The organism is Olleya sp. YS, assembly GCF_029760915.1.
Taxonomy (GTDB): domain Bacteria; phylum Bacteroidota; class Bacteroidia; order Flavobacteriales; family Flavobacteriaceae; genus Olleya.
Genome location: NZ_CP121685.1, coordinates 2,848,207 through 2,872,719 on the forward strand (window position 1 = coordinate 2,848,207; position 24,513 = coordinate 2,872,719).

Sequence of the window (24,513 nt, forward strand, 5' to 3'; positions counted from 1 at the left end):
AACACAAATAACAAAATGTATATTTGCTGAGATAACTTAAATGTTTTCGTTGGTATGGAATGTATTTCGGTATTTGATATGCTTAAAATTGGTGTTGGTCCTTCTAGCTCACATACTTTGGGTCCTTGGCGTGCAGCAGAACGTTGGATGTTTGAGCTTAAAGAGGCTAATGTTTTTGATCAAATTCAAAGAGTTAAAGTTGACCTTTATGGATCCTTATCTTTAACTGGAAAAGGACACGCTACGGACTTAGCTGTAATGCTAGGATTAAGTGGTGCAGATCCAGAAATTATCCCAACAGATACTATAGATATTATTATTGCTTCAGTAAATAATACTGAAAAATTAGTATTAAATAATGAACGTATTATTCCGTTTCAACCTAAACAGGATATTACTTTTAACAGAGAGTTTTTACCATTTCATGCTAACGGAATTAGGTTTACCGCTTTCGCTAAAAACGAATTGCATACTTCCACATTCTACTCTATTGGTGGTGGTTTTGTAGTTAAGGAAGAACGTACAGTAGATGCAGAAAATAAAGCCTTGAAAAAGGAATTTCCATTTCCTGTAGATAGAGCTTCAGAGTTATTAACGTTTTGCCATTCTGAAAACAAATCTATATCAGAGATTGTTTTAGAAAACGAGCGTGCTTTAAGAACTGATGAAGAGATAGACTTCCAACTTAACAGAATATGGCAAACCATGTTAGACTGCATGTTTACAGGTTGTCATACCGAAGGAAACTTACCTGGAGGATTAAATGTACGTCGTCGTGCGTTTGATATGCATAAAGGTTTAAATGTTGAAATACCTTATATTACACCTCGAGACTGGTTAGAAAGCATTAGACAGAGTGAAGTCAAATTTAGACAAATCCTAAAATGGGTGAGTTGTTTTGCTTTGAGTGTTAATGAAGTGAATGCCTCACTTGGTCGTGTGGTTACCGCTCCAACCAATGGTAGTGCTGGTGTAATCCCGTCGGTTTTAATGTATTATATGGTCATTGAAAATCATGATGCAGATTTTAAACATATCAAACAATTTTTATTAGTTGCTTCAGAGATTGGTAGTCTATTTAAAAAAGGAGCAACCATTAGTGCTGCAATGGGTGGTTGTCAAGCTGAAATTGGAGTCTCTTCTGCTATGGCTGCAGCAGCGCTATGTGAATTATTAGGAGGTACACCAGAACAAGTGATGATTGCTGCAGAGATTGCTATGGAGCATCACTTAGGTTTAACCTGTGACCCAATTGGTGGATTAGTACAAATACCCTGTATAGAACGCAATTCTATGGGTGCCATAAAAGCGATTAATGCTGCCGAATTAGCTTTAGAAACCAATCCTGAAAATGTTAAAGTTCCTTTAGATAAAGTCATTGATACCATGTGGGAAACCGCAAAAGACATGAATACTAAGTACAAAGAAACTTCAGAAGGTGGATTGGCTGTTCGTGTTAATATGGCGGATTGCTAACTTGACTACGCTTAACTACAGAAAACACTTCTTATTTTACATTTAAGTCTATTGCTCACACTTTCGTCTAGTGTCAACTAAATAGATAATTTTCCAGACGTCATTGTCCTTTATCAGTTGGAAAGAATTGACACCACAATGACTTTTTTGGTCATTAAACCAAAACTCGTAAGGCGTCCACACATTAGCCATATTACCATCAATTTGGACACTATAACTCATTAAGTTTTCAAGAAAACTATTATCTTCAGGAATAGATACAATTTGCTTCAAAAAATCAGAAAAGCCACTAGAGTGTAATTGGGTCTCACCATCTTTATTTTTGCCAATAGACTGCATAATAACGTCCTTAAACACAACACTTTTCATTAACGTGCTATCTTGAGTATGGAATCCAGCAAAAAAAATATTTATAGATTCAATCACTTGTTCTTGTTCTTCTTTTTGAGAAAAACTTACTGTAGAAAATAACAGCAAAATAAGAGTTATTAAAGGTTTCATAATATAATTTTAATACGTATTAAAGTGTAAATATAAGTGTTTCAGTAAGAAAGAAAAATTTATGTATAAACCTTTATTTTAGTACATTTACAATCTATTTAAACTAATAAAACATGTCTGTAGCAAAAAAAGAATATAAAAGAGTCACAGTAAAATCGTTAGTCGATATGAAAAAGAATGGAGAAAAAATCTCTATGCTTACAGCATACGATTACACTATGGCTAAGATAGTTGATGGAGCTGGTACAGACGTGATTTTAGTTGGTGATTCTGCAAGTAATGTGATGGCTGGACATGAAACAACTTTACCTATTACTCTAGATCAAATGATTTACCATGCATCTTCTGTTGTACGTGCAATAGATAGAGCTCTAGTTGTGGTTGACATCCCTTTTGGAAGTTATCAAAGTGACCCAAAAGAAGCTTTACGAAGTGCTATTAGAATCATGAAAGAATCTGGTGGACATGCTGTGAAAATGGAAGGTGGAAGTGAAATAAAAGAATCTATTAAACGTATTTTAAATGCAGGAATCCCAGTTATGGGACATTTAGGCTTAACACCTCAATCTATTTATAAATTTGGAACCTACACAGTAAGAGCCAAAGAAGAAGAGGAGGCTGAGCAATTAAAATCGGATGCACTAATGCTTGAACGTATTGGTTGTTTTGCAATAGTTTTAGAGAAAATTCCAGCAAAATTAGCCCAAGAGGTTGCAAAAAGTGTTTCTATTCCCGTTATTGGGATTGGAGCTGGTTCTGGTGTTGATGGTCAAGTATTGGTGACGCACGATATGGTTGGTATGACACACGAATTTAATCCAAGATTTTTACGTCGTTATATGAATTTATACGAAGACATGACAAAAGCCTTCACCCAATATGGCAAAGATGTTAAAAGTGGTGATTTTCCTAATGATTCTGAGCAATATTAATTTCACTTATAGCATTTAGCTATTGGTTCTTAGCCTAAATTTAGTGTTTAAAATTCTTTCAAATAAAGACAACCTTCAAGTAATTTATGAAGACAACCACATTATTCTTGTCAATAAACGTGCAGGAGACATTGTCCAAGGAGATAAAACTGGTGACAAACCCTTAAGTGATGTTGTTAAAGACTATATAGCAAAAAAATACAATAAGCCAGGGAACGTCTATTTAGGTACTGTACACCGATTAGATAGACCAACAACAGGATTAGTAATCTTTTCTAAAACAAGTAAAGCACTTCCTAGACTTAATAAACTATTTGTATCAAAAGACATTTCTAAAACGTATTGGGCTTTGGTTAAAAACAAACCTAAAAAAGAGGCAGACACATTAATACATTGGTTAAAAAAGAATCCTAAAAATAACAAATCTACAGCCTATCCAAAAGAAGTCGCTGAGAGTAAAAAAGCCATACTTCATTATAGAACATTAAAGAAACTGGATAATTATTACTTATTAGAAATTAATTTGGAAACTGGTCGTCATCATCAAATCAGAACTCAATTAGCAAGTATTGGCTGCCCAATTAAAGGCGATTTAAAATACGGATTTGATAGAAGTAATAAAGATGCTAGTATTAGTTTACATGCTAGAAACATTCAGTTTACACATCCTGTTTCTAAAGAAGACCTCAATATTACTGCGCCTTTACCAAAAGATGCCATTTGGGATGCTTGCTTATAAATTGATTACTTTTATATAAAATTTTATAGATGATTCCACAATTAGTTCAAGATCAAAAAGACTTTTTTAAGACCAGACAAACCTTAAATGTTACTTATAGGAAGAACCTTTTAAAAAAATTGCTAGCAGAATTAATTACACGAGAACATCAAATTACCGAAGCCTTATACCAAGATTTTAAAAAACCAGAGTTTGAATCGATTTTAACCGAAACTGCTATTGTTATACAAGATTTAAAGTTAACCATCAAAAAACTAAAACAATGGGCTAAACCAAAACGAGTGTTTCCTAGTTTATTAAATTTTCCATCATCAGATTATTTGTACTCAGAACCTTACGGAACCGTTTTAGTAATTGCACCATGGAACTATCCTTATCAATTAGCTATAGCACCTTTAGTAGGTGCAATTGCTGCAGGAAATACGGTTATATTAAAACCAAGTGAATTAACTCCTAATACTTCTAATCTGATTAATGATATAATCAAAACAGTTTTTAAACCACAGCATGTCACTGTAGTTCAAGGAGGTGTTGAGGTGTCTACTAAATTATTGGAGCAACAATGGGACTATATATTCTTTACAGGAAGTGTTAACGTAGGTAAAATTGTAGCAAAAGCAGCTGCACCTAACTTAACACCAGTTACTTTAGAGTTAGGAGGTAAAAACCCTTGTATTATTGATGAAACTGCCAATATAAAATTAACAGCAAAGCGAATTGTTTGGGGTAAATTTGTTAATGCTGGACAGACGTGTATAGCACCAGATTATATATTAATTGATGAGTCTAGAAAAGGAGCATTTTATAAAGCTATGCAAGCAGAAATGGATGAAGCCTACTCTACTACTCCACAAAATTCAAAAGACTTTGCACGTGTCATAAACAAAAAGAATTTTGAGCGATTATCTAAAATGCTAATGGATGAAAATTGTGTAATTGGTGGACAAACAGATGCAGATAATCTATACATTGCGCCAACTTTAATTGACGAACCTAAATTGGATAGTGAGGTTATGAAAGATGAAATTTTTGGACCTATTCTACCTGTAATTTCTTATAAAAACGAAACTGATTTAGAGCGTATCATTTTATCTTATAACAAACCTTTAAGCTTGTATGTGTTTAGCACAAATTCCGCTAAAGCGAAACAATTAATGCAACAATTTTCTTTTGGTGGTGGCTGTGTAAACGACACAATAATACACTTTGCTAACCACAGATTACCCTTTGGAGGTGTTGGAAATAGTGGAATTGGAGCTTATCATGGTAAACACACTTTTGATACCTTTTCTCATAAAAAGGCTGTCGTAAAAAAAGGAAATTGGTTGGATTTACCAATGCGTTACGCACCTTATAAAGGAAAAGTTGAATTGATTAGAAAAGTATTGAAGTGGCTATAAATTTATTCTAAATTTCTATAAGGGTAAGTCAAGGTTAATTGCACTCCATTACCTTGTGTTGAACTCAAATTTAAGTCTGCATTTATTAACGCTGCACGACTTTTCATATTGATTAGTCCAGAACCTTGATCAATGGTTTTTTCGTCAAATCCTACACCATTGTCTTTTAACGATAGTAGTAGTTTATTTTCTGAAAAATTTAGATTAATTTTTAAAGTTTCTGCATCAGCATATTTTACTGTATTTGAAATAAATTCCTGAACTATTCTAAATAATATAATACTGTCTTTAGGTTGATTAAAAAACTCTGGGTTACCTTCAATAATAACCGAAGCTTCTAATAATTTAAGCTTATTTAAACGTTCTACTTCACTTTTTACAGAATCTATAAAACCTCTATTAGCAATGACATCACTATTTAATGTTTTAGAGAGTAAACGTAACTCACTTAAACCTTCTTTTACAGCATTTTTAGTTTCTGTAAACGATGCCTTAATGGTTTCTGGGACTTGAGTATTTAGTATACTCATATTCATATTTGCAACAGATAGGATTTGTCCAACATTATCATGCAATTCTTGTCCTATGTTTTTTAACGTTTGTTCTTGTATTTCTATTTGCGTATTTGTTAGCTCCTCCTCAAATGCTTTTTGCTGCTTAACTTTATCTAAAATAAGTTTGTTTTTTCTTTTTTGAAAAACCACAAAAAACAAAATAATAAGTGTACAAACTATTAGTAATATACCAATCATGTATGCCAATAAATACCGCTCTGAACTGGACGACATTGGACTGTCTAAATTTTGAAATTGTAAGTATAAACTAATCATGCTCTGGTTTTGATACAATAAAGCCTATGGTAAACGCTAGATACATAAATACAATTGAAAATAAATAAATGTAATTTTTTAAAGCCATAAAATGTACGTCTTCACCATTAAAATATTGCTCGTAAAACATTAATGGCGTAGTCACAATCCAAAATACTAATACACCTATTGCAATATAAAAACTTAAAGATTTATAAAAATTTAAGATTTTTTCCGAATTAAGCAACTCAAAAAAATAACTAAATGTAACTAACAATATTAAAAATAAACTTAATATTTCAATAGATAATAAGAAATTGTTGTGATACGCTTTATAATTAAAAAATATAAATACTACAGATGCTATCAAAAAAAATATTGTTGCGATTTTGATTGTTTTTTTTGTAGCAATAATATTAGAAACTTTATAAAAGTAATATGAAATAATTAATGAACCTACTATTGTCCAAAAAAGAGCATAAAACCAATAGTTTTTTTCAAATATTGTATCTGAAATTATATTTTGAAACCATCTTAGAGTTTCTGAATTTTTGGCAACTCTTGGATAAGCACCTAATGTTTCAATAAGCTGAATATAAACTAAAAACCAAATAAAAATTCTTGCAGCTTTAGATTTAAATTTTTTATAAAAAAACAAACCGGTTATAGCTGCAAGAATTTCTGCTCCTCTGTAGATTACAACATAATTATCTATTAAAAAGGAGCTCATATATTATGTAATAATTTTAGTTTATTGTGGATAAGCTGCTGTAGGTGGATATCCATTTAATCCTCTATCTAAACCATTTGCATCAGTGATATCATCATGTCCATCTCCTCTTTCATTTGGTTGAGTAGGAACCATGAAAATAGTAGTATATCCACCTTCTCCAACAGATTTGTCAACGCCTAAATAAAACCGTAAACCGTCTGCGTTAGGATAATTTTCAGTTACCATGCTTATAAAAGAATTTAAATCGCTTATAGAGTACCATGAAGAACGATTGTCGCCTTCATTATATGCTACTTGATCATTAACGGTTTTTCTTAAATCTGTCCAGTTGTCGCTTAATTCTTTAGCTTCTGCTGATGTAATAATTCCACTAGGTGTAGAAATTGGTGGTGTCATAGGTGTTTGGTTAAATGAGTTAAAATAAAAATACGTGGCTAATGCGCCTAAAATTAATCCTAAGACTAGGATTCCTAAGTTTTTCATAAAATTTGGTTATTGATTAATAGTTAAAGGTAAAGTAACAAAAAGAAATCATTTCCTACAAATCTAATACCAGATTATCCTAACCAACCATCTCTATCCAAACTTCTATATTGAATGGCTTCGCTAATATGATTGCCTTTAATATCTGGACTTTGCTCTAAATCTGCAATAGTTCTAGCTACTTTTAAAATTCTATCATAAGCTCTTGCAGATAGATTTAAACGTTCCATAGCAGTTTTTAAAAGTTGTTTTGAGGTGTCTTCTAGCTTACAATAGACTCGGATTTGTTTGGTAGACATTTGTGCATTATAATGTACATTATCATAAGCCTCAAATCTTTTAGTCTGAAGTTGCCTAGCTTCTGTAACGCGTTTTCGTATCTCTACAGAAGATTCTCCTTTACGCTCTTCTGATAATTTTTCAAAAGGTACAGGAGTGACTTCAATGTGTATGTCTATTCTATCTAACAATGGACCAGAAATTTTACTTAAATAGCGTTGCATTTCTGCTGGACTACTAGTTACAGGAGCATCAGGATCGTTAAAATAGCCACTAGGACTAGGATTCATACTAGCCACCAACATAAAAGAGGATGGATAGGTCACGGTAAACTTAGCTCTGGATATGGTGACTTCTCTATCTTCTAATGGTTGACGCATGACCTCTAAAACACCACGTTTAAACTCTGGAAGTTCGTCTAAAAATAAAACTCCATTATGAGATAAGGAGATTTCTCCAGGTTGTGGATAGGCACCACCACCAACTAGTGCGACATCACTAATGGTGTGATGTGGACTTCTAAATGGTCTTTGCGCCATTAAACCTGAATCTTTAACACGTCCAACCACACTGTGTATTTTAGTTGTTTCTAAAGCTTCATGTAAAGTCATTGGTGGCAAAATACTAGGTAAACGTTTTGCCAACATTGTTTTTCCTGCTCCTGGAGGACCAATTAAAATAATATTGTGTCCTCCTGCTGCCGCAATTTCCATGCAACGTTTTATAGATTCTTGACCTTTGACATCGCTAAAATCAAATTCAGGAAACTCTAAGTTTTTTTCAAATTCTTTTCTAGTATCAATTATGGTTTGTTCTAAAGCCTCTCCTTTATCAAAATAATTAATGACTTGCTTAATGTTTTCAACTCCGTATACTTCTAAACCATCAACAATTGCTGCCTCCTTTACATTTTGTATTGGTAAAATAAACCCTTTATACCCTTCTTCCCTAGCTTTAATAGCTATTGGTAAAGCACCTTTAATGGGTTGTAAACTACCATCTAAAGATAATTCTCCCATGATTAAAAAGTCCTCTAAATTTTCTGCTGCTATTTGTTTAGAAGCAGACAAAATACCCATTGCCAAAGTTAAATCGTAAGCAGACCCTTCCTTTCTTAGGTCTGCAGGTGACATATTAATGATGATTTTTTTACCAGGAATTTTATAACCGTTATTTTGAAGCGCAGCAGCAATCCTAAAATTACTTTCTTTAATGGCATTATCCGGAAGTCCAACAAGATGGTAACCAATTCCGCTATCAACATTAACTTCTACTGTTACCGTTGTTGCTTCAACACCAAAGACAGCGCTTCCAAAAACTTTTTTGAGCATAGATAGGTTAGTTTAGAAAATAAAAGTAGGAAATTTATGTTGTTCTAGAAAATAGAAAACAATTTGTATCTAATTAATTTCTAAAGAAGTAAACTCAAACTTTCCACCATCAAACAAGCCTTTATCACTTAATTTTAGGGATGGAATAACTAACAAAGCCATAAAAGATAAGGTCATGTAAGGTGCATGCAACGTAGCACCTAATTGCTTAGCCATTTTATCTAAAGCTGCATAGGAGTGTCCAATCGTTTCGGCATTTTGGTCGCTCATGATACCTGCAACTGGAAGTGGTACAATACGTTCTTCGGAATTTGATACAGCACAGATTCCGCCTTTATTTTCAATAATTAGATTTACTGCTTTACAAATAGCATTATCGCTAACGCCTACTGCAATAATATTATGTGAATCATGGCCTACAGAACTGGCTATAGCTCCTTCTTTTAATCCAAAATTTTTAATAAATGCTAGTGCTGGAGCATCATTCTTATAACGATTAACAACTGACATTTTTAGAATATCAGTAGCTGTATTGGATACTAGATTTCCGTTTTGGATCGTAGCTTCTTCTTTAAGTTGATTGGTTACTAATTGACCATCCAAAGCTTGAATCACACGTATGTGTTTAGCTGAGTTTTCGACTTTAAAATCATCAACAGTTTTCTTTTTTGTATTGAAATTATTAAGGTTTTTAAATACTACATGTTTTACTAATGAAGTCCCATTATCATAAACCAACTCACCATTGATATAAGTTTTAAGCGTTTTAAAATCTGTTAAATTATCAACAATTATAAAATCTGCAGCATCACCTTCCTGGAGTAAACCAACGTCCAAATTATAATGTTTGACAGGATTGACACAAGCTACTTGCAATACTTTAAATACATTAATATTCTTGTCTACAGCACGTTTACATAGTTCGTTAATATGATTTAATAATAAATCGTCTGGATGTTTATCGTCACTACAAAACATCATGTTTTGGTAATGCTCTGGAAGCAAATCGATTAAAGCGTCAAAATTTTTAGCTGCACTACCTTCTCTAATCAATATTTTCATTCCTTTTTGAAGCTTTTCCAACGCTTCATCATAGGTAAAACACTCGTGATCTGTACTTATTCCAGCATTGATGTATTTGGTAACGTCATCACCTTTTAAACCTGGAGCGTGACCATCTACTGGTTTATTATAGTGTTTTGCCCAAGCAATTTTTTTAAGCACTTCTTCATCATTAAATAAAACGCCAGGATAGTTCATCATTTCGGCTAAATATTTTATATCTGGATTAGCCATTAAGGTTTTAATATCCTCAGAATCTATAACTGCTCCAGCCGATTCAAACGTCGTTGCTGGTACGCAACTTGGTGCACCAAAATTAAATTTAAAAGGAGTTTGTTTACCATTATTAATCATAAACTGGACACCTTCTACACCTAAAACATTTGCAATTTCATGAGGATCACTAACAGTTGCTACGGTTCCATGTTTAACTGTTATTTTAGCAAATTCTGATGGTACTAGCATAGAACTTTCTATATGGATGTGTGCATCGACAAAACCAGGTAATATGTAATGATTTATGTTATGCTCTTTTTCGGTAATAGATTCAATTTTACCAGAATTGATAGTGATTTCTCCACTAAAAATACGTTGGTTTTGGATATCTACAATTTGTCCTTGGATGGTTTTCATCATAACATTACAGTAAAAAAATCCTGCATAAAGCAGGATTTAAAATTTATTTCTTAAAATTTTCTAAGCCTTTTTTAAGCCATTCTAAATACTCATCTGCATCTGGTGTGTATGCTGTAGTATGGTTTAACAACTCCATGTTTTCATTTAGTAACACATAATAGGGTTGCGAGTTATTTTGAAAATTAAGAGTTTGTAAAGTTGCCCATTTGTCGCCTATGGTTTTAATGTTTTTAAGATTTCCGTTAGCTTTTACAAACTTAAATTGCTCGTTTTCTGGAAGTTTCTTTCTATCATCTACATATAAAGACACAATAATATATTCCTCTTTTAAAATTTCGTAAATCTTATCTTGACTCCATACCTGCTCTTCCATTTTTCTACAGTTCACACAAGCCCAACCTGTAAAATCTAACATGATGGGTTTGTTAGCTTCTTTGGCAGCAACAATCCCTTCATCAATATCTTTATAACAATTTAAACCTAAAGGACACTCACTATCCTTCTCGTAAATACTGTAAGGCAAAGGTGGTGGAAAACCACTTAGCAGTTTTAAATTAGCGTATTTAGTATTGGTTAAACCAGGAATTAAATAGATTACAAAAGCACCAACTAATACTGCAAAAGATATACGACTAAAACTTAATTTTTTAATAGGACTGTCATGCGGAAACTTGATTTTTCCTAATAAGTATAGTAGTAATCCAATACCTATGATAATCCAAATCCCAATAAAAATCTCACGCTTTAAAAGTCCCCAATGTTTGACTAAATCTGCATTGGATAAAAACTTAAAGGCCATACCCAACTCTAAAAACCCTAACACGACTTTAACTGTATTTAGCCAACCACCAGATTTTGGTAACGAGTTTAACCATTTTGGAAACATGGCAAATAAAGTAAATGGTAAGGCTAATGCTAGTCCAAACCCACTCATACCTGCAGTTAATTGCATCGCTCCACCATCACTAGTTAACGATCCTGCTAATAGCGACCCTAAAATAGGTCCTGTACATGAAAAGGATACTATAGCTAAAGTTAACGCCATAAAAAAGATACCAATGATTCCTCCAACTCTAGAAGAGGTTTCATCCATTTTATTTCCCCAAGAGGATGGTAGTGTGATTTCGTAATATCCAAAAAATGAAAAGGCGAAAAACGCTAAAATCAAAAAGAAAATAATATTTAGCCACACGTTAGTAGAAATGGTATTTAAAATCTCTGGATTTAACGAGTCTAAAAAGTGGAATGGTAAGCTTAATAACACATAAATAATTAGAATAAAAACACCATAGATAATGGCATTTGCCAATCCTTTTTGCGTGTTTTCTGCACTTTTAGTGAAAAATGAAACGGTTAACGGAATCATTGGAAAGACACATGGTGTTAATAAAGCAATTAATCCACCAATAAAACCAAGTATAAAAATACCAAAGTTGGTTTTTTCTTTAACTTCTTCTTTTTTATAATTGTCCCAACCAGTAACACCTAAATTAAGTGCTTTAGATTTTTTTAAATCTTCAGGGTCTATATTTAAAGTTTTAATTAATGTTTCACTACCATCAAGATTGGTAGCAAATTCAAAGGTAGTTGGTGCCAGACATTTTTCGTCATCACAAGCTTGATAGTAGACTTCTGCTTCAATTTTTGTGATAGCAGGATTTAGTACTTTAATTTTCTGAGTAAATACTGCTTTGTCTTCAAAATAGGTGACATCCATTTTAAAAGCATTTTCATATTTAGTCACTGTTTCCGACTCTTGTAATGGACCTAAAATTTGGTAATCGTTATTGTCGTTATCTTTAAAGGTAAACTCTGTAGCAATTGGACCCATTGGGTCTGAATTATCCTGCGAATAAATGTGCCATTTTGGATCTAGCTTTGCAGTGTATTGAATCTGGTAATGAGTGTCATTTAACTGTTTGACTGATGTTGACCATTTTACAGGATCAAAAATAGCAGGAACTTGGTTAGTTGTTAATTGAAAGTTTACAATTTCGCTTTCAAAAATACATTTTGCGTCATCGCAGGCTTGAAAACTAATTTCGGCTTCAATTGCTGTTACTTGTGGGTTTTTAAGCTTTATTTTTTGAGTAAATGTGGCTTCATTATCAAAATACGTTAAGTCCATTTGAAAGACTTTATCAAACTTGGTAATGCTCTTACTCTCATTAGCTTTACCTACTAATTCAAAATTAGTATCTAAAGCTTTTTCATCATAAATAAACTCGGTTGGTATAGCACCACCTTCTGGTAAGGTTTGGGAGTATAGATGCCAATGGTCTTCTATTGCTGCTTTATAGATTAAGTTATATTCTGTGTCGGAAATTTTCTCTACTTCTGTAGTCCATTTTACAGGTTCGATTTGTGCATTAACACTTAAAAAAGCGAAACATCCGAATAGAAAAGCTAGTATTTGCTTCATTTTGTTAGTTTAATTTTTAATATAGATTTGGTAGTATCTGTTACCTTAAATCTGTTGTCTGAACGATAATTTATAACCCAAACCACTTGGTTTTGGCTACATAAAAGCAAGACTTTATTTTTGTCTAGCAAAGATAGTTTTTCATCTTTAAAATACTTGCTTAGTTTCTTTTTTCCTTTCATCCCAAAAGGGTAAAAATAGTCGCCTTCTTCCCAATGCCTTACAACTAAAGGGAATTTTAACAAATCTTTGTCAACATAGATTATGGATTGGTTTGATTTTGAAATGTCTTGAACAGGTTCTACAATTAAAGATCCTAAAGGTGTTTCAACAGAATTATCTTCTAGATTAATTTTAGTTTCAAAAGTTGTTTCTTCAACATTAATTTCACTTAAAATCAGACAATCTCTATCCTTTAATAAGCTATGTGTTGCAGAAGATACTTGCTTTCCGCTTTGCGCTTCTAAAAGATTAACAATGTCTGTCCATTGCGTAAATCCATAATCTTTAAAAATTTCAAACAGATATGCTTTTGGATTATTTAGTTTTTTAAATTCTGAAATCTTATAGCTAACCTGAGAATTATCAATATTTAGTATAGCTCGTTTTAAAACTGCTTGCACACTTTCTTCAACAATATCTGCAGTATCGTTTAAATTACTAACGGTATTTTGAAAATTAGATAATAGTTCTGGATTAACCTCTTTTAAAACCGGAATCACATCATGTCGTAACTTATTACGTAAATACTTGGTTGACGCATTGCTGCTATCTTCTCGCCATTTTAAATCATTTTCTTTAGCGTAATCTTCTATTTGCTGTCTTGTAAACTTTAATATAGGTCTAACAATATTTTCATTAATTTCTGGGATACCTGTTAAACCGTCTAAACCAGTTCCTCTGGTTAGATTAATTAAAAAGGTCTCTAGGTTATCATCTACATGATGTGCAGTTAAAATGTAATCAAATTGTAGTTGCTCTGCAAGATCCTGAAACCAGTTGTAGCGCAACATTCTTGCTGCCATCTGGATAGAAAGTTTGTGTTCTTTAGCATATTCTTCAGTGTCAAAACTTTCAATAAAAACCTCAAGATCAAGTTGTTCTGATAAGTCTAAAACAAAGTTTTCATCTGCATCACTTTCTTCTGCTCTTAAATTAAAATTACAGTGTGCTAATGAGATTTTTAAATTAGATTGCTTACTTAAATGAGTTAACACGACACTATCTAATCCTCCAGATATAGCAATGAGAAGCTTGCGTTTTTGAAGGTAAGGGAAGTTAGATTTTATGTTATTCTGAAAACTTTTTAGCATCTTCAAATGTAACCATTTTCAGCTTAATTTTCCAACACCGTACGCATAGCTTTTGCCTTAACTAAACACTCTTCATATTCCATTAAAGGATCACTTTTTGCAGTAATTGCTCCACCAACCGAGTACGATACATACTTATTAGTTTTATTATATAAAATACTACGTATTACCACATTAAAATCGAAATTACCTTCTGGAGAAATGTATCCTACTGCTCCAGAGTATAATCCACGTTTGGTTTCTTCGAGGTCTTCAATAATTGTCATTGCAGAAATTTTTGGAGCTCCTGTCATACTTCCCATTGGAAACGTAGTTTTTATAATATCAATAGGATTAGTGTCTGCTTCTACTTCTGAGGTTACTGTAGATATCATTTGATGAACTTGATTAAAAGTATAAATCTGACACAACTCCTCTACTTTTACACTTCCTTTTTTAGCTGTAAGTGATAAGTCATTACGAACTAAATCTACAATCATCACATTTTCGCTACGTTCTTTTTGGTCTGCAATTAAATCGTGTTTTAAAATAGAATCCATTATAAAATCCTGATCTCGTTTTGCTGTCCCTTTAATAGGTTGCGAGATTATTTTAGTCCCTTCTTTTTTTATGTAACGTTCAGGAGAAGCTGATAACAAGTACTTATCATTACATTTTAAAAATGTCGCAAAAGGTGGTCTTGAAATGGCATTTAGTTTTTTATAAGTGTCTAAAGGATTAATGGTCGTGTCTTCTGCATAAAACTCTTGACAAAAATTGGCTTCGTAGATATCACCTCTACGAATGTGTTGAAGCATGGTTTCAATTTTATTAAAATACTCGTCTTTATGGATACGAAGATGGATTTTTATGTCATTTGGCAGATTACTTCGTCCTTCGTCCTCGCAATGACATATTGCATTTAAATCAGAATCAAATTCATCATCTACCATCTTTAAATACTGTATAGTAACAGTATCATCTTTAAATAAAAATAGTTTTTTAGGCTGAAAAAAGTACAAATCAGGAAAACCTAAACCATCAAAATTATTAGATTGAAGCTGTTCGACATCATTTTTTAAATCGTAAGACAAATAGCCAAAAATCCAATCGTTAGTTAGGGATTGGTATTCTTTTAGCTGTTCAAACGCGTTATGATAATCAGTTTGAAGTCCAGTAAACGCATCAACCGCTAAAACTGCATCAAAGTTAGAATATTGTTGTTGGTATTGGTTAGAATCTAACCAAACCACATCATCAAACTGTTGGCTCCAAGACAAGATATTTTGCTTGAATTGCTCAGGATTAGTTAGTTTATGTTTTTTAGTTGTTCTCAATGCGAAAAATGAATGGTAAAGTTAAATAGATTTGGCAAAAAATCTACTATTTTAGGTGTGACTTTAAACTTTAAGTATGTATCAACTTTCAAATAATTATTTAAATATTGGTGTACTACCAAAAGGCGCAGAACTTTGTCAAATTAATGCGGTTAACAATAACAACCAATTTATGTGGCATGCAGACCCAAACATTTGGGGAAGTTTTGCACCAAACCTATTCCCTATTATTGGTTGTTTAAAAGAAGATCAATATATGTTTAACAATACAAAATATACGATGCCAAAACATGGTTTTGTTAGACATAATACAGATATCAAGCTGGTTTCTCAAACGGAAAATAGTTTGGTGTTTAGTTTATTATATAATGAGGATTTATTAAAACTATTTCCTTTTAAATTTGAATTCATTATAACTTATACCTTAAAAGACAACACTTTAGAAGTTAACCACACAGTTAAAAATTTAGATAATCAAACTATATATTTTTCGGTTGGTGGACATCCTGCTTTTAAATGTCCCTTGTATAAAGATGAAGATTATACAGACTATAGTCTAGTTTTTGAAACCAATGAGACTGCAGAAACTTACTTATTAAATACCCAAAATGGTTTGTTAACCGACAAAACAAAACCAGTATTTACAACTAAAAATAGTATACAATTAAGACCAGATATATTTAATGAAGATGCACTAATTTTTAAAGATTTAATCTCCAAAAAAGTGGCATTAGTAAGCAAAACACATGGCGAAATTTTAAGCGTATCGCTTAAAGATTTTGATTATTTGGGGATTTGGGCAAAACCAAATGCGCCATACGTTTGTATAGAACCTTGGTTAGGTATAGCAGATCATGAGCAGACCACACAACAACTCACCAAAAAAGAAGGAATTATTACTTTACCAGCAAACAAAACTTTTAGTGCCAGTTACAACATTCAAATACACGAGCGTCATTTAGGGTAAACAAAATAATAGTAGTAGTTTTGTAGCTTAAATTATGACAGATTTTGACCTTTAGAGATTTAAATTTAAACACACCTTTATATAACGCTATAGACGACTTAGGCTTTACTACACCTACGCCTATTCAGGCAGAAGCTTTTAATGTGGTTGCTAGCGGTAAAGATATGGTAGGTATTGCACAAACTGGTACTGGTAAAACCTTTGCCTATATGCTACCTATACTTAAAAATCTTAAATTTTCTAAGCAAGATAATCCTCGTATTTTAATATTAGTACCTACAAGAGAATTAGTCGTTCAAGTGGTTGACGAGATAGAAAAATTAGCCAAATACATAAATGTAAGAGTATTAGGTGTCTATGGAGGAACCAATATCAATACCCAAAAACAAGCAGTTGCACAAGGTCAAGATATTATTGTAGCTACTCCTGGACGTTTATACGATTTGGCTGTTAGTAGAGTACTTCAACTTAAATCCTTACAACGTTTAGTGATTGACGAAGTAGATGTCATGCTAGATTTAGGATTTAGACATCAGTTAATTAATATTTTTGATATTCTTCCAGAACGTCGACAAAACATTATGTTTTCTGCAACTATGACGGAAGATGTGGACCATTTAATTACCGACTTTTTTACAGCTCCAGAAAAGGTATCTATTGCAATTTCGGGTACACCTTTAGAAAATATAGCACAAACCAAATACAGTGTCCCAAATTATTATACAAAACTAAATTTGTTAGTACACCTATTTCAAGATGCTGAAACTTTTAATAAAGTTTTAGTTTTTGTTTCTAACAAACGTATGGCTGACCGTTTATTTGAAGCTTTAGACGAGTTTTTTAAAGAAGAATTATGTGTTATTCACTCCAATAAAACACAGAACTACAGATTACGAAGTATCGAGCAATTTAGAGAAGGTGTTAACCGTATTTTGGTGGCAACAGATGTTATGGCTCGTGGTTTAGATATTGACAATGTATCACACGTAATTAACTTTGACACACCAGATTATCCAGAAAACTATATGCACCGAATTGGTCGAACAGGTCGTGCTGAGCGCGAAGGTCAAGCCATTATTTTTTCTACTGAAAAAGAGCAAGATTCATTAGAGAAAATTGAAACATTGATGCAAATGGAGATTCCAAAATTGGAGATTCCTGAAGGTGTAAAAATCTCAGAAGAGTTAATTGAAGAAGAACGTACAGTAATTAAAGAACGTAACAATCCAACAAAACGCAAAAAAGACGACGATGCTCCTGGTCCTGCATTTCACGAAAAATCTGCCAAGAACAGTAAAGAAAATTTAGGTGGTAGCTATAAATTTAAAATTGCTGCTAAGTATAAAAAGCCTAAGACTAGAGGTGATAAAAATTATAATAAGCGAAATAAAAAGAAGTGATTTTTAGTTTTCAGTTGTCAGTCGCAGTTTGTAGTTGATTACTCATTTTAATTATAAAATTATCATTCCCGAAACTTCAAGACAAGAAAATTGAAAAGAAGTTTAGTATTACCTATTAAGTTTTATTTTTTTGTATTATTTAATTTAGTTTCAATATCGCTTAGATGATGATTTAAAGCATCTACAGAAATTTGTATTTCTTTTATTAAATAAGCTAAAGAAATGATTAGTAAGACTAGTGCTAAACCAAACACCCAAACTGCTATAATTTGCTGTTCTACATAAATTAAAAACATAGTTAAAACGCAAAGCAATAAACTTGTAATACCATAAATCTGCATGGATCTGGTTAAAAATAAGCGCTTTTTTAAGTTAATAATCTGCTCTAATAAGGTATCGTCTTTTTCTTTTAAATAGCGTTCTTTTAAGCTACGTACAACATTTGCATACGCTAAAAACCGATTAGTGTAAGCTAACATGATTAAAGAGATTGCTGAAAATAATAAAGCTGGTGTGGATAAGGTTAATTCATTCATGTGAATCAAATTTAAAAAATAAAAGCGAGCTTAATAGCTCGCTTTTTTATATTATGAAATTCTTTTTTACAAAGACATTAGATTAAACATGCAAAGCACGATATTCCGTTGCTGCTAAAGCTGCTTCTTTTATAGCTTCTGCATATGTTGGATGTGCATGAGACATACGCGAGATATCTTCAGCAGACGCTCTAAATTCCATAGCTGTAACTGCTTCTGCAATTAAATCGGCACAACGTGCACCAATCATGTGTATTCCTAAGACTTCGTCTGTTTTTTTATCGGCAAGGATTTTTACAAATCCATCTAAATCTCCTCCTGCTCTAGCACGACCTAACGCTCTAAATGGGAATTGACCAACTTTATATTCTGCTCCAGCTTCTTTTAATTCTTCCTCTGTTTTACCAACAGCAGCAACTTCTGGCCATGTGTACACGACACCAGGAATTAAGTTATAATCTATATGTGGTTTTTGACCAGCAATTGTTTCGGCTACAAAAACACCTTCTTCTTCAGCTTTATGTGCTAACATCGCGCCTTTTACAACATCACCAATTGCGTAGATGTTAGAAACGTTAGTTTGTAAATGCTCATTAACTTCAACTTGTCCTCTGTCTGTTAATTTTACACCTGCAGCTTCAGCATTTAAACCATCTGTATATGGTTTACGTCCAACTGACACTAAACAATAGTCGCCTTTAAACTCGACAACCTCACCTTTTTTGTTTTCAGCTTTTACAATTACCTCATCACCTTTACGCTCTACAGACTGTACTTTGTGAGACATCATCATTTTAAACTTCGCCTTTTTAAAGACTTTATTTAACTCTTTAGATAATGCTGCGTCCATGGTTGGTAAAATTCTGTCCATGTACTCGATCACAGTAACCTCAGAGCCTAATCGTCTGTATACTTGACCTAGCTCTAAACCTATAACACCTCCACCAATCACTATCATGTGTTTAGGGATTTCTTTAAGTTTTAAGGCTTCAGTAGATGTTATAACACGTTCTTTATCTAATTTAATAAATGGTAAGTTTGATGGTTTACTACCTGTTGCAATAATGATGTTTTTAGCTTCAATATCTCCTGCATCTTTCCCTTCAATCTTAATGTGAGTCGCATCTTTAAAACTACCAACACCTTCAAAAACATCAATATTGTTTTTTTTCATTAAAAAGTCAATGCCACCAGTAGTTTGGTCTACAACAGCTTGCTTACGACCAATCATTTTTTCTAAATTCACTTTAATATCTCCCGGAATTTCAATTCCGTGTTCTTCAAAATGCTTGGTTGCTTCTTCATAATGGTGCGAAGATGCTAATAAGGCTTTACTTGGGATACATCCAACATTTAAACAAGTTCCACCTAGTGTAGAATATTTCTCGATAATTGCAGTTTTCATTCCTAATTGTGCGCAACGTATTGCTGCTACATATCCACCAGGACCTGAACCTATTATTGCTACATCGTATTGACTCATATATAGTTATTTTTTTTCGCTTTCGCGGAAATTGATATTAATAAAATGAGTACAAAAGTACAATTTTGTGTGATTAATTACGCATGAGAATTAACGAATTTTTCAATCTCTTATAAACACTTATACAGGAATTGCAGTTGTATTTTTAACCTCGCTAATCACAAACATACTATGCGTACTACCAATATGGTTAATATTGGTTAATTTTTCTACCATAAACTCTCTAAACGCTTCCATGTCTTTGACCATAACTTTTAGTAGATAATCATAGTCACCACTTATATGATGACACTCTAATACTTCTGTTAGCTTAGCGACTTCTTTTTCAAATTGCACCACATATTCTTGAATGTGTTGTGAGAGTTTAATATGGCAAAAAGCCACAAAACTTTTATCAATTTTTTCCTTTTTAACTAAAGCGACGTATTTATTAATAACACCATTATTTTCAAGTTTTTTTATGCGCTCAAAAACTGCAGTTACAGACAAATTTAGTTTGTTGGATAACTCTTTATTGGTTTGTTTACTGTCGTTTTGCAATAGTTGTAAAAGCTTTCTGTCAGTTGCGTCAAATCTCATTTTGGAAAATTTTTCAGTTAAATTGAAATAATTTCAAATATAATTAATTAAAATCTATTAATTAAACCTATTATAGTTTTATGTTCCTAATATTAGTATATCTATTGATTATTATTCTAATAAAGTTGATATTTGATGTAAACAAAATAATTGATTATGACATTTAAGCCAGCTAATAATATTCAAGATTTACAATATTTTGGAGAATTTGGAGGTGTAAATCCTTCAATATCTGACTCGTCTACCTACACCTTCTTATCAGCAAAAACCATGTTTGACACCTTTGAAGGTAACGCAGATGGATGTTATTTGTACTCTAGACACTCTACACCTTCTAACCTATATTTAGGTGAAGCTTTAGCAGCTATGGAAGGTACAGAAACTGCAAACGTTACAGCATCAGGAATGGGAGCCATTACTCCTGTTTTAATGCAATTATGTGGTGCTGGAGAACACATAGTATCTAGCAGAACTATTTATGGTGGTACCTATGCGTTTTTGAAAAATTTTACACCTAGATTTGGTATAGACACCACTTTTGTAGACATCACTAAATTAGAGCTTGTAGAGGCTGCAATAACTCCAAAAACCAAAGTATTGTACTGCGAGTCTGTTAGTAATCCGTTATTGGAAGTTGCAGATATTGCTGGATTAGCTAAACTAGCCAAAAAGCATCATTTAACATTGGTTGTTGATAATACGTTTTCACCTTTATCCATCTCACCAGCAGAATTAGGTGCAGATGTCGTGATACACAGTTTAACTAAATTTATAAATGGATCTAGTGACACGGTTGGTGGAGTTATTTGTGGTACGCAAGAATTTATAAATGACCTCAGAAACGTTAACGATGGTGCTTGTATGTTACTAGGAAGCACTATGGATAGTTTACGTGCTGCTTCAGTTTTAAAAAACTTAAGAACATTGCATATTAGAATGCAACAACACAGCAAAAACGGACAGTTTTTAGCAGAAAAATTTGAAGCTTTGGGATTAAAAACAGTCTATCCAGGTTTAGCATCGCATACATCTCATAATTTATTTAAAAGCATGATGAATAAGCAATATGGTTTTGGTGGTATGCTAACTATTGACCTTGGGTCTTTAGATAAAGCTAATGCGTTAATGGAATTGATGCAAGAAAAAAACTTGGGTTATTTAGCAGTAAGTTTAGGGTTTTATAAAACCTTATTCTCTGCTCCAGGAAGCTCCACATCTTCAGAAATCCCAGAAGATGAACAAGCAGCAATGGGATTAAGCGATGGATTGATTAGATTTTCTATTGGTTTAGATGCAGATATCGAGCGTACCTACCAAATGATGAAAGCGTGTATGGAAGAACTGAATGTGATTTAGTTTTTTCATTGTCAATAAAATACAAAGTCCAGCTAATACTGGGCTTTTTTATTCGCCTTTAATTCTGTTAAAAAACAAACTCCAAGATGTTTCATCTGGAAAATCTGGTGCAAAAGGTTTGATATTCCATCGTGGACCATCCATATACAATTGAAACTTAAACACAGACGTCTTTGCATCATTTGGATCTAAAAAAGGATAACGTAAATCTGTATATTCAATGTCATCAGTGTTTTCGATAGGTTTTAAGTTAAAATAATCATTACTAAACCATCGCAATAGTCTAATATCTCTGTTTTCAATATTTATTAGGTCATGCTGTTTTTCTATGACATTCCAATTAGAAAACTCTGGATTTGTATCTAAAATCGAATAAAATCCAGCATAATACGCGTCTTCCCCTTCTGCAATTCCGTACCACAATACATTATTAAAAATCGTTGGTTGCGACTGAAACCGAGTATAGTTAAATCCCTTTTCAGCTATCGATTGCTTAAAAATGGTATTAACATACAGTTTATTAATACAGGTTAATAACAAATACAAGCTACTTATGTAAATGCCGATTTTGGTCCATGTGAGGCGTTTGGGATTCTGCCTTTTAAAAAACATAACCACAATTAAACAAATCAAAAATGGTAATGTGTATAAAGGATCTACTACAGATATGGTATTAAAACCGACACGATAATCACTAAAAGGTGTGAATAATTGTGTCCCATAAGGTGTAAAACTATCTAAAATAGGATGTGTGAAAATGGATAGAAAAAACAGCAGCATCCAATCTTTTGGAGTGGTTGTAAATTCTCGTTTTCCACGATTATACAACCAGTGGACAACGTAACCTATTAGAGGCGCGACTACAATCGCAAATACAAACGAATGCATAAACCCTCTGTGGAAAGCATTGATATCAATTTCGTTATTAAAAATTAGACGTCCAATAAAGACATCTAAGTCTGGAATGGTACCTCCAATTGCTCCAAAAAGCAAGGCTTTATTACCAATTTTTTTGCCAAGTACAACTTCTCCGCAAGCTGCTCCTAAAACGATTTGAGTTAATGAATCCATATAAAACGCTAAAGTACAGTAATGAAATCAATTTGCATAACATCTAGTAAAATCGTAACATTACATCTCTTAAAAAACTAACTTAGATGCAAGACGATAATCTTTCCGAATTTAAAGCAAAAGACCAAAACATAGTTGAAAACAAAGCACTAAACATTTGGGAAGCCTTAATTCCTGTTATCTGTTTAATGGGTTTATTAGCTTATAACATCTTTTTTGTTGAAGGACAGGAGTGGTTAGGAGGTTACACCAATCAGATTATTTTATTAATGGGAGGAGCTATTGCAGCAGGTGTTGGATTTTTTAATAAAGTGTCCTTATCAGTAATGATTAAGGAGATTTGGGAAAATCTAAGAAGCGTCTTTGTCCCTATTGTGATATTATTTTTAGTGGGTGCATTAGCTGGAACTTGGTTGGTAAGCGGTATTATTCCTGCAATGGTTTATTATGGGTTACAAGTTTTAAGTCCAGAGATATTTTTACCAGCTTCAGTTATTATTGCTGCTATTATTTCTATAGCTACAGGAAGTAGTTGGACTACATCTGCTACGGTTGGTATCGCATTAATTGGTATTGGTAGTGCATTAGGCATCAATCCAGGAATGATTGCTGGTGCTGTAATCTCTGGTGCTTATTTTGGAGATAAAATGTCGCCTTTAAGTGATACTACAAACTTGGCTCCTGCTATGGCTGGAACAGATTTATTTACGCATATTCGTTATATGACCTTTACTACTGTACCTACAATAATTATTACACTAATTGTTTTTACTATTATAAGTATGAATATTGATACTACAGGTAGTGCAGACATTAGCGGATTGTTAGCCAGTATAAAAAATACCTTTAATATTACTCCGTTGTTGTTTATTGTTCCAGGAGTAGTTATTGGATTAATTCTTTTAAAAACAAAACCATTACTAGCTTTATTAACTGGAGTGGTATTAGCAGCGATTTTTGCCTTTATTTTTCAACCAGAGGTTTTAGAAAGTTTAAACGCATCAAAATTTGGAGCTGTAACAAATGCTGTTTTAACAGATACCAACATAGCTACCGATAATGAGAAACTAAACAAATTATTCAGTTCTGGAGGTATGAACGGAATGCTTTGGACCATTTATTTAATTTGTTGTGCTATGGTCTTTGGCGGTATTATGGATGCAATTGGTGCCTTATCCAGAATTACAAATGCTTTACTATCTGTTGCAACCACTGTTTTTGGTTTATTTGCAAGTACAGTTATAAGCTGTTTGGGCTTAAACGCTATAGCGTCAGACCAATACTTAGCATTGGTTATTCCTGGGAAGATGTTTAAAAAAGCGTATGAAGATAAAGGTTTAGCACCAGAAAACTTAAGTCGTACGTTAGAGGACTCTGGTACTGTAACCTCTGTTTTAATTCCTTGGAACACTTGTGGTGCTTACCAAAGTGGTGTTTTAGGTGTTGGTGTTGCCGAGTATTTTGTCTATGCCATTTTTAATTGGCTAAGTCCATTTACTACCTTGTTATTTGCAGCTTTAAATATTAAAATCAGACAGATTACTTCAAAATAATAGGTAACGCACTCATTGTCAATAGCTATCATTTTTATTGATTTTACGATAAAGATTTCACATTTTTTTAATGTTCAAAATCGGGATACTACACTATCTTTGTGCCTTGAAAAAATAAATCTTTAATTATAAAATT

The 24,513-nt window shown here is 32.8% G+C and carries 21 protein-coding genes; 8 read left to right on the top strand and 13 right to left on the bottom strand.

Annotated features, from left to right (window positions below):
- Positions 1-54 precede the first annotated feature (54 nt).
- A complete protein-coding gene (locus Ollyesu_RS12925) occupies positions 55-1,476 on the top strand; it encodes an L-serine ammonia-lyase (protein ID WP_279301641.1) in 1,422 nt (473 codons plus the stop codon).
- Positions 1,477-1,524: 48 nt separating this feature from the next.
- On the opposite strand, the gene Ollyesu_RS12930 is transcribed toward Ollyesu_RS12925, so the two are convergent.
- Positions 1,525-1,977 (bottom strand): nuclear transport factor 2 family protein, encoded by a 453-nt coding sequence (locus Ollyesu_RS12930; RefSeq protein ID WP_279301642.1) that lies wholly within the window; start codon positions 1,975-1,977, stop codon positions 1,525-1,527.
- A 113-nt stretch (positions 1,978-2,090) separates the two neighbouring features.
- On the opposite strand from Ollyesu_RS12930, the gene panB reads away from it, so the two are divergent.
- Genes panB through Ollyesu_RS12945 form a run of 3 tightly spaced genes read left to right on the top strand, consistent with a single transcriptional unit; the run spans position 2,091 to position 5,048 of the window.
- Entirely contained in the window at positions 2,091-2,909 is an 819-nt protein-coding gene (panB, locus tag Ollyesu_RS12935) for a 3-methyl-2-oxobutanoate hydroxymethyltransferase (RefSeq protein WP_279301643.1), read from the top strand.
- 43 nt (positions 2,910-2,952) lie between these two features.
- A complete protein-coding gene (locus Ollyesu_RS12940; protein WP_279301644.1) occupies positions 2,953-3,648 on the top strand; it encodes an RluA family pseudouridine synthase in 696 nt (231 codons plus the stop codon).
- Between the two features lie 29 nt (positions 3,649-3,677).
- A complete protein-coding gene (locus tag Ollyesu_RS12945) occupies positions 3,678-5,048 on the top strand; it encodes an aldehyde dehydrogenase (protein ID WP_279301645.1) in 1,371 nt (456 codons plus the stop codon).
- Positions 5,049-5,050: 2 nt separating this feature from the next.
- Here Ollyesu_RS12945 and Ollyesu_RS12950 read toward each other — a convergent pair whose 3' ends face one another.
- From Ollyesu_RS12950 to Ollyesu_RS12985, 8 genes are all read right to left on the bottom strand, one after another.
- The gene (locus Ollyesu_RS12950) at positions 5,051-5,878 is read right to left on the bottom strand and encodes an ATP-binding protein (RefSeq protein ID WP_279301646.1); all 828 of its coding nucleotides are present in this window, start codon (positions 5,876-5,878) and stop codon (positions 5,051-5,053) included.
- Positions 5,871-6,587 carry a hypothetical protein gene (locus Ollyesu_RS12955; protein WP_279301647.1) on the bottom strand — a complete coding sequence of 239 codons (717 nt, stop codon included), beginning with the start codon at positions 6,585-6,587 and terminating at the stop codon, positions 5,871-5,873. The genes Ollyesu_RS12950 and Ollyesu_RS12955 overlap by 8 nt, the downstream gene beginning before the upstream one ends.
- A 21-nt stretch (positions 6,588-6,608) precedes the next feature.
- A complete protein-coding gene (locus Ollyesu_RS12960; RefSeq protein ID WP_279301648.1) occupies positions 6,609-7,073 on the bottom strand; it encodes a hypothetical protein in 465 nt (154 codons plus the stop codon).
- Between the two features lie 74 nt (positions 7,074-7,147).
- Positions 7,148-8,683 (bottom strand): YifB family Mg chelatase-like AAA ATPase, encoded by a 1,536-nt coding sequence (locus tag Ollyesu_RS12965; protein ID WP_279301649.1) that lies wholly within the window; start codon positions 8,681-8,683, stop codon positions 7,148-7,150.
- A 69-nt stretch (positions 8,684-8,752) separates the two neighbouring features.
- Complete coding sequence (gene ade / locus Ollyesu_RS12970; RefSeq protein ID WP_279303077.1) at positions 8,753-10,378, bottom strand: adenine deaminase; 1,626 nt, start codon at positions 10,376-10,378, stop codon at positions 8,753-8,755.
- Positions 10,379-10,424: 46 nt separating this feature from the next.
- Positions 10,425-12,803 carry a thioredoxin family protein gene (locus Ollyesu_RS12975; protein ID WP_279301650.1) on the bottom strand — a complete coding sequence of 793 codons (2,379 nt, stop codon included), beginning with the start codon at positions 12,801-12,803 and terminating at the stop codon, positions 10,425-10,427.
- Positions 12,800-14,116 (bottom strand): tRNA lysidine(34) synthetase TilS, encoded by a 1,317-nt coding sequence (gene tilS / locus Ollyesu_RS12980; protein ID WP_279301651.1) that lies wholly within the window; start codon positions 14,114-14,116, stop codon positions 12,800-12,802. Before tilS ends, Ollyesu_RS12975 begins: the two co-directional genes overlap by 4 nt.
- A gap of 23 nt (positions 14,117-14,139) precedes the next feature.
- The gene (locus Ollyesu_RS12985) at positions 14,140-15,432 is read right to left on the bottom strand and encodes an anthranilate synthase component I family protein (RefSeq protein ID WP_279301652.1); all 1,293 of its coding nucleotides are present in this window, start codon (positions 15,430-15,432) and stop codon (positions 14,140-14,142) included.
- Positions 15,433-15,508: 76 nt separating this feature from the next.
- Here Ollyesu_RS12985 and Ollyesu_RS12990 point away from each other — a divergent pair, with 76 nt between their 5' ends.
- Both Ollyesu_RS12990 and Ollyesu_RS12995 read left to right on the top strand, forming a co-directional pair.
- Positions 15,509-16,399: an aldose 1-epimerase family protein gene (locus Ollyesu_RS12990; RefSeq protein WP_279301653.1), complete on the top strand. Its 891-nt coding sequence runs from the start codon at positions 15,509-15,511 to the stop codon at positions 16,397-16,399.
- 44 nt (positions 16,400-16,443) lie between these two features.
- Positions 16,444-17,799 carry a DEAD/DEAH box helicase gene (locus tag Ollyesu_RS12995; protein WP_279301654.1) on the top strand — a complete coding sequence of 452 codons (1,356 nt, stop codon included), beginning with the start codon at positions 16,444-16,446 and terminating at the stop codon, positions 17,797-17,799.
- A 122-nt stretch (positions 17,800-17,921) separates the two neighbouring features.
- Here Ollyesu_RS12995 and Ollyesu_RS13000 read toward each other — a convergent pair whose 3' ends face one another.
- The 3 genes from Ollyesu_RS13000 to Ollyesu_RS13010 form a co-directional block, all read right to left on the bottom strand.
- A complete protein-coding gene (locus Ollyesu_RS13000; RefSeq protein WP_279301655.1) occupies positions 17,922-18,335 on the bottom strand; it encodes a DUF2721 domain-containing protein in 414 nt (137 codons plus the stop codon).
- A gap of 82 nt (positions 18,336-18,417) precedes the next feature.
- Positions 18,418-19,818, bottom strand: a complete 1,401-nt coding sequence (lpdA, locus tag Ollyesu_RS13005; protein ID WP_279301656.1) for a dihydrolipoyl dehydrogenase — start codon at positions 19,816-19,818, stop codon at positions 18,418-18,420.
- A 120-nt stretch (positions 19,819-19,938) separates the two neighbouring features.
- On the bottom strand, positions 19,939-20,397 hold the full coding sequence (locus Ollyesu_RS13010) for an Lrp/AsnC family transcriptional regulator (protein WP_279301657.1): 459 nt from the start codon (positions 20,395-20,397) through the stop codon (positions 19,939-19,941).
- 156 nt (positions 20,398-20,553) lie between these two features.
- On the opposite strand from Ollyesu_RS13010, the gene Ollyesu_RS13015 reads away from it, so the two are divergent.
- A complete protein-coding gene (locus tag Ollyesu_RS13015; RefSeq protein WP_279301658.1) occupies positions 20,554-21,753 on the top strand; it encodes an aminotransferase class I/II-fold pyridoxal phosphate-dependent enzyme in 1,200 nt (399 codons plus the stop codon).
- Positions 21,754-21,801: 48 nt separating this feature from the next.
- On the opposite strand, the gene Ollyesu_RS13020 is transcribed toward Ollyesu_RS13015, so the two are convergent.
- On the bottom strand, positions 21,802-22,824 hold the full coding sequence (locus tag Ollyesu_RS13020; protein WP_279301659.1) for a metal-dependent hydrolase: 1,023 nt from the start codon (positions 22,822-22,824) through the stop codon (positions 21,802-21,804).
- Positions 22,825-22,910: 86 nt separating this feature from the next.
- Between Ollyesu_RS13020 and nhaC the strand changes: the two genes are divergently transcribed.
- Positions 22,911-24,377, top strand: a complete 1,467-nt coding sequence (gene nhaC / locus Ollyesu_RS13025) for a Na+/H+ antiporter NhaC (RefSeq protein WP_279301660.1) — start codon at positions 22,911-22,913, stop codon at positions 24,375-24,377.
- The last annotated feature ends 136 nt before the right edge of the window (positions 24,378-24,513 follow it).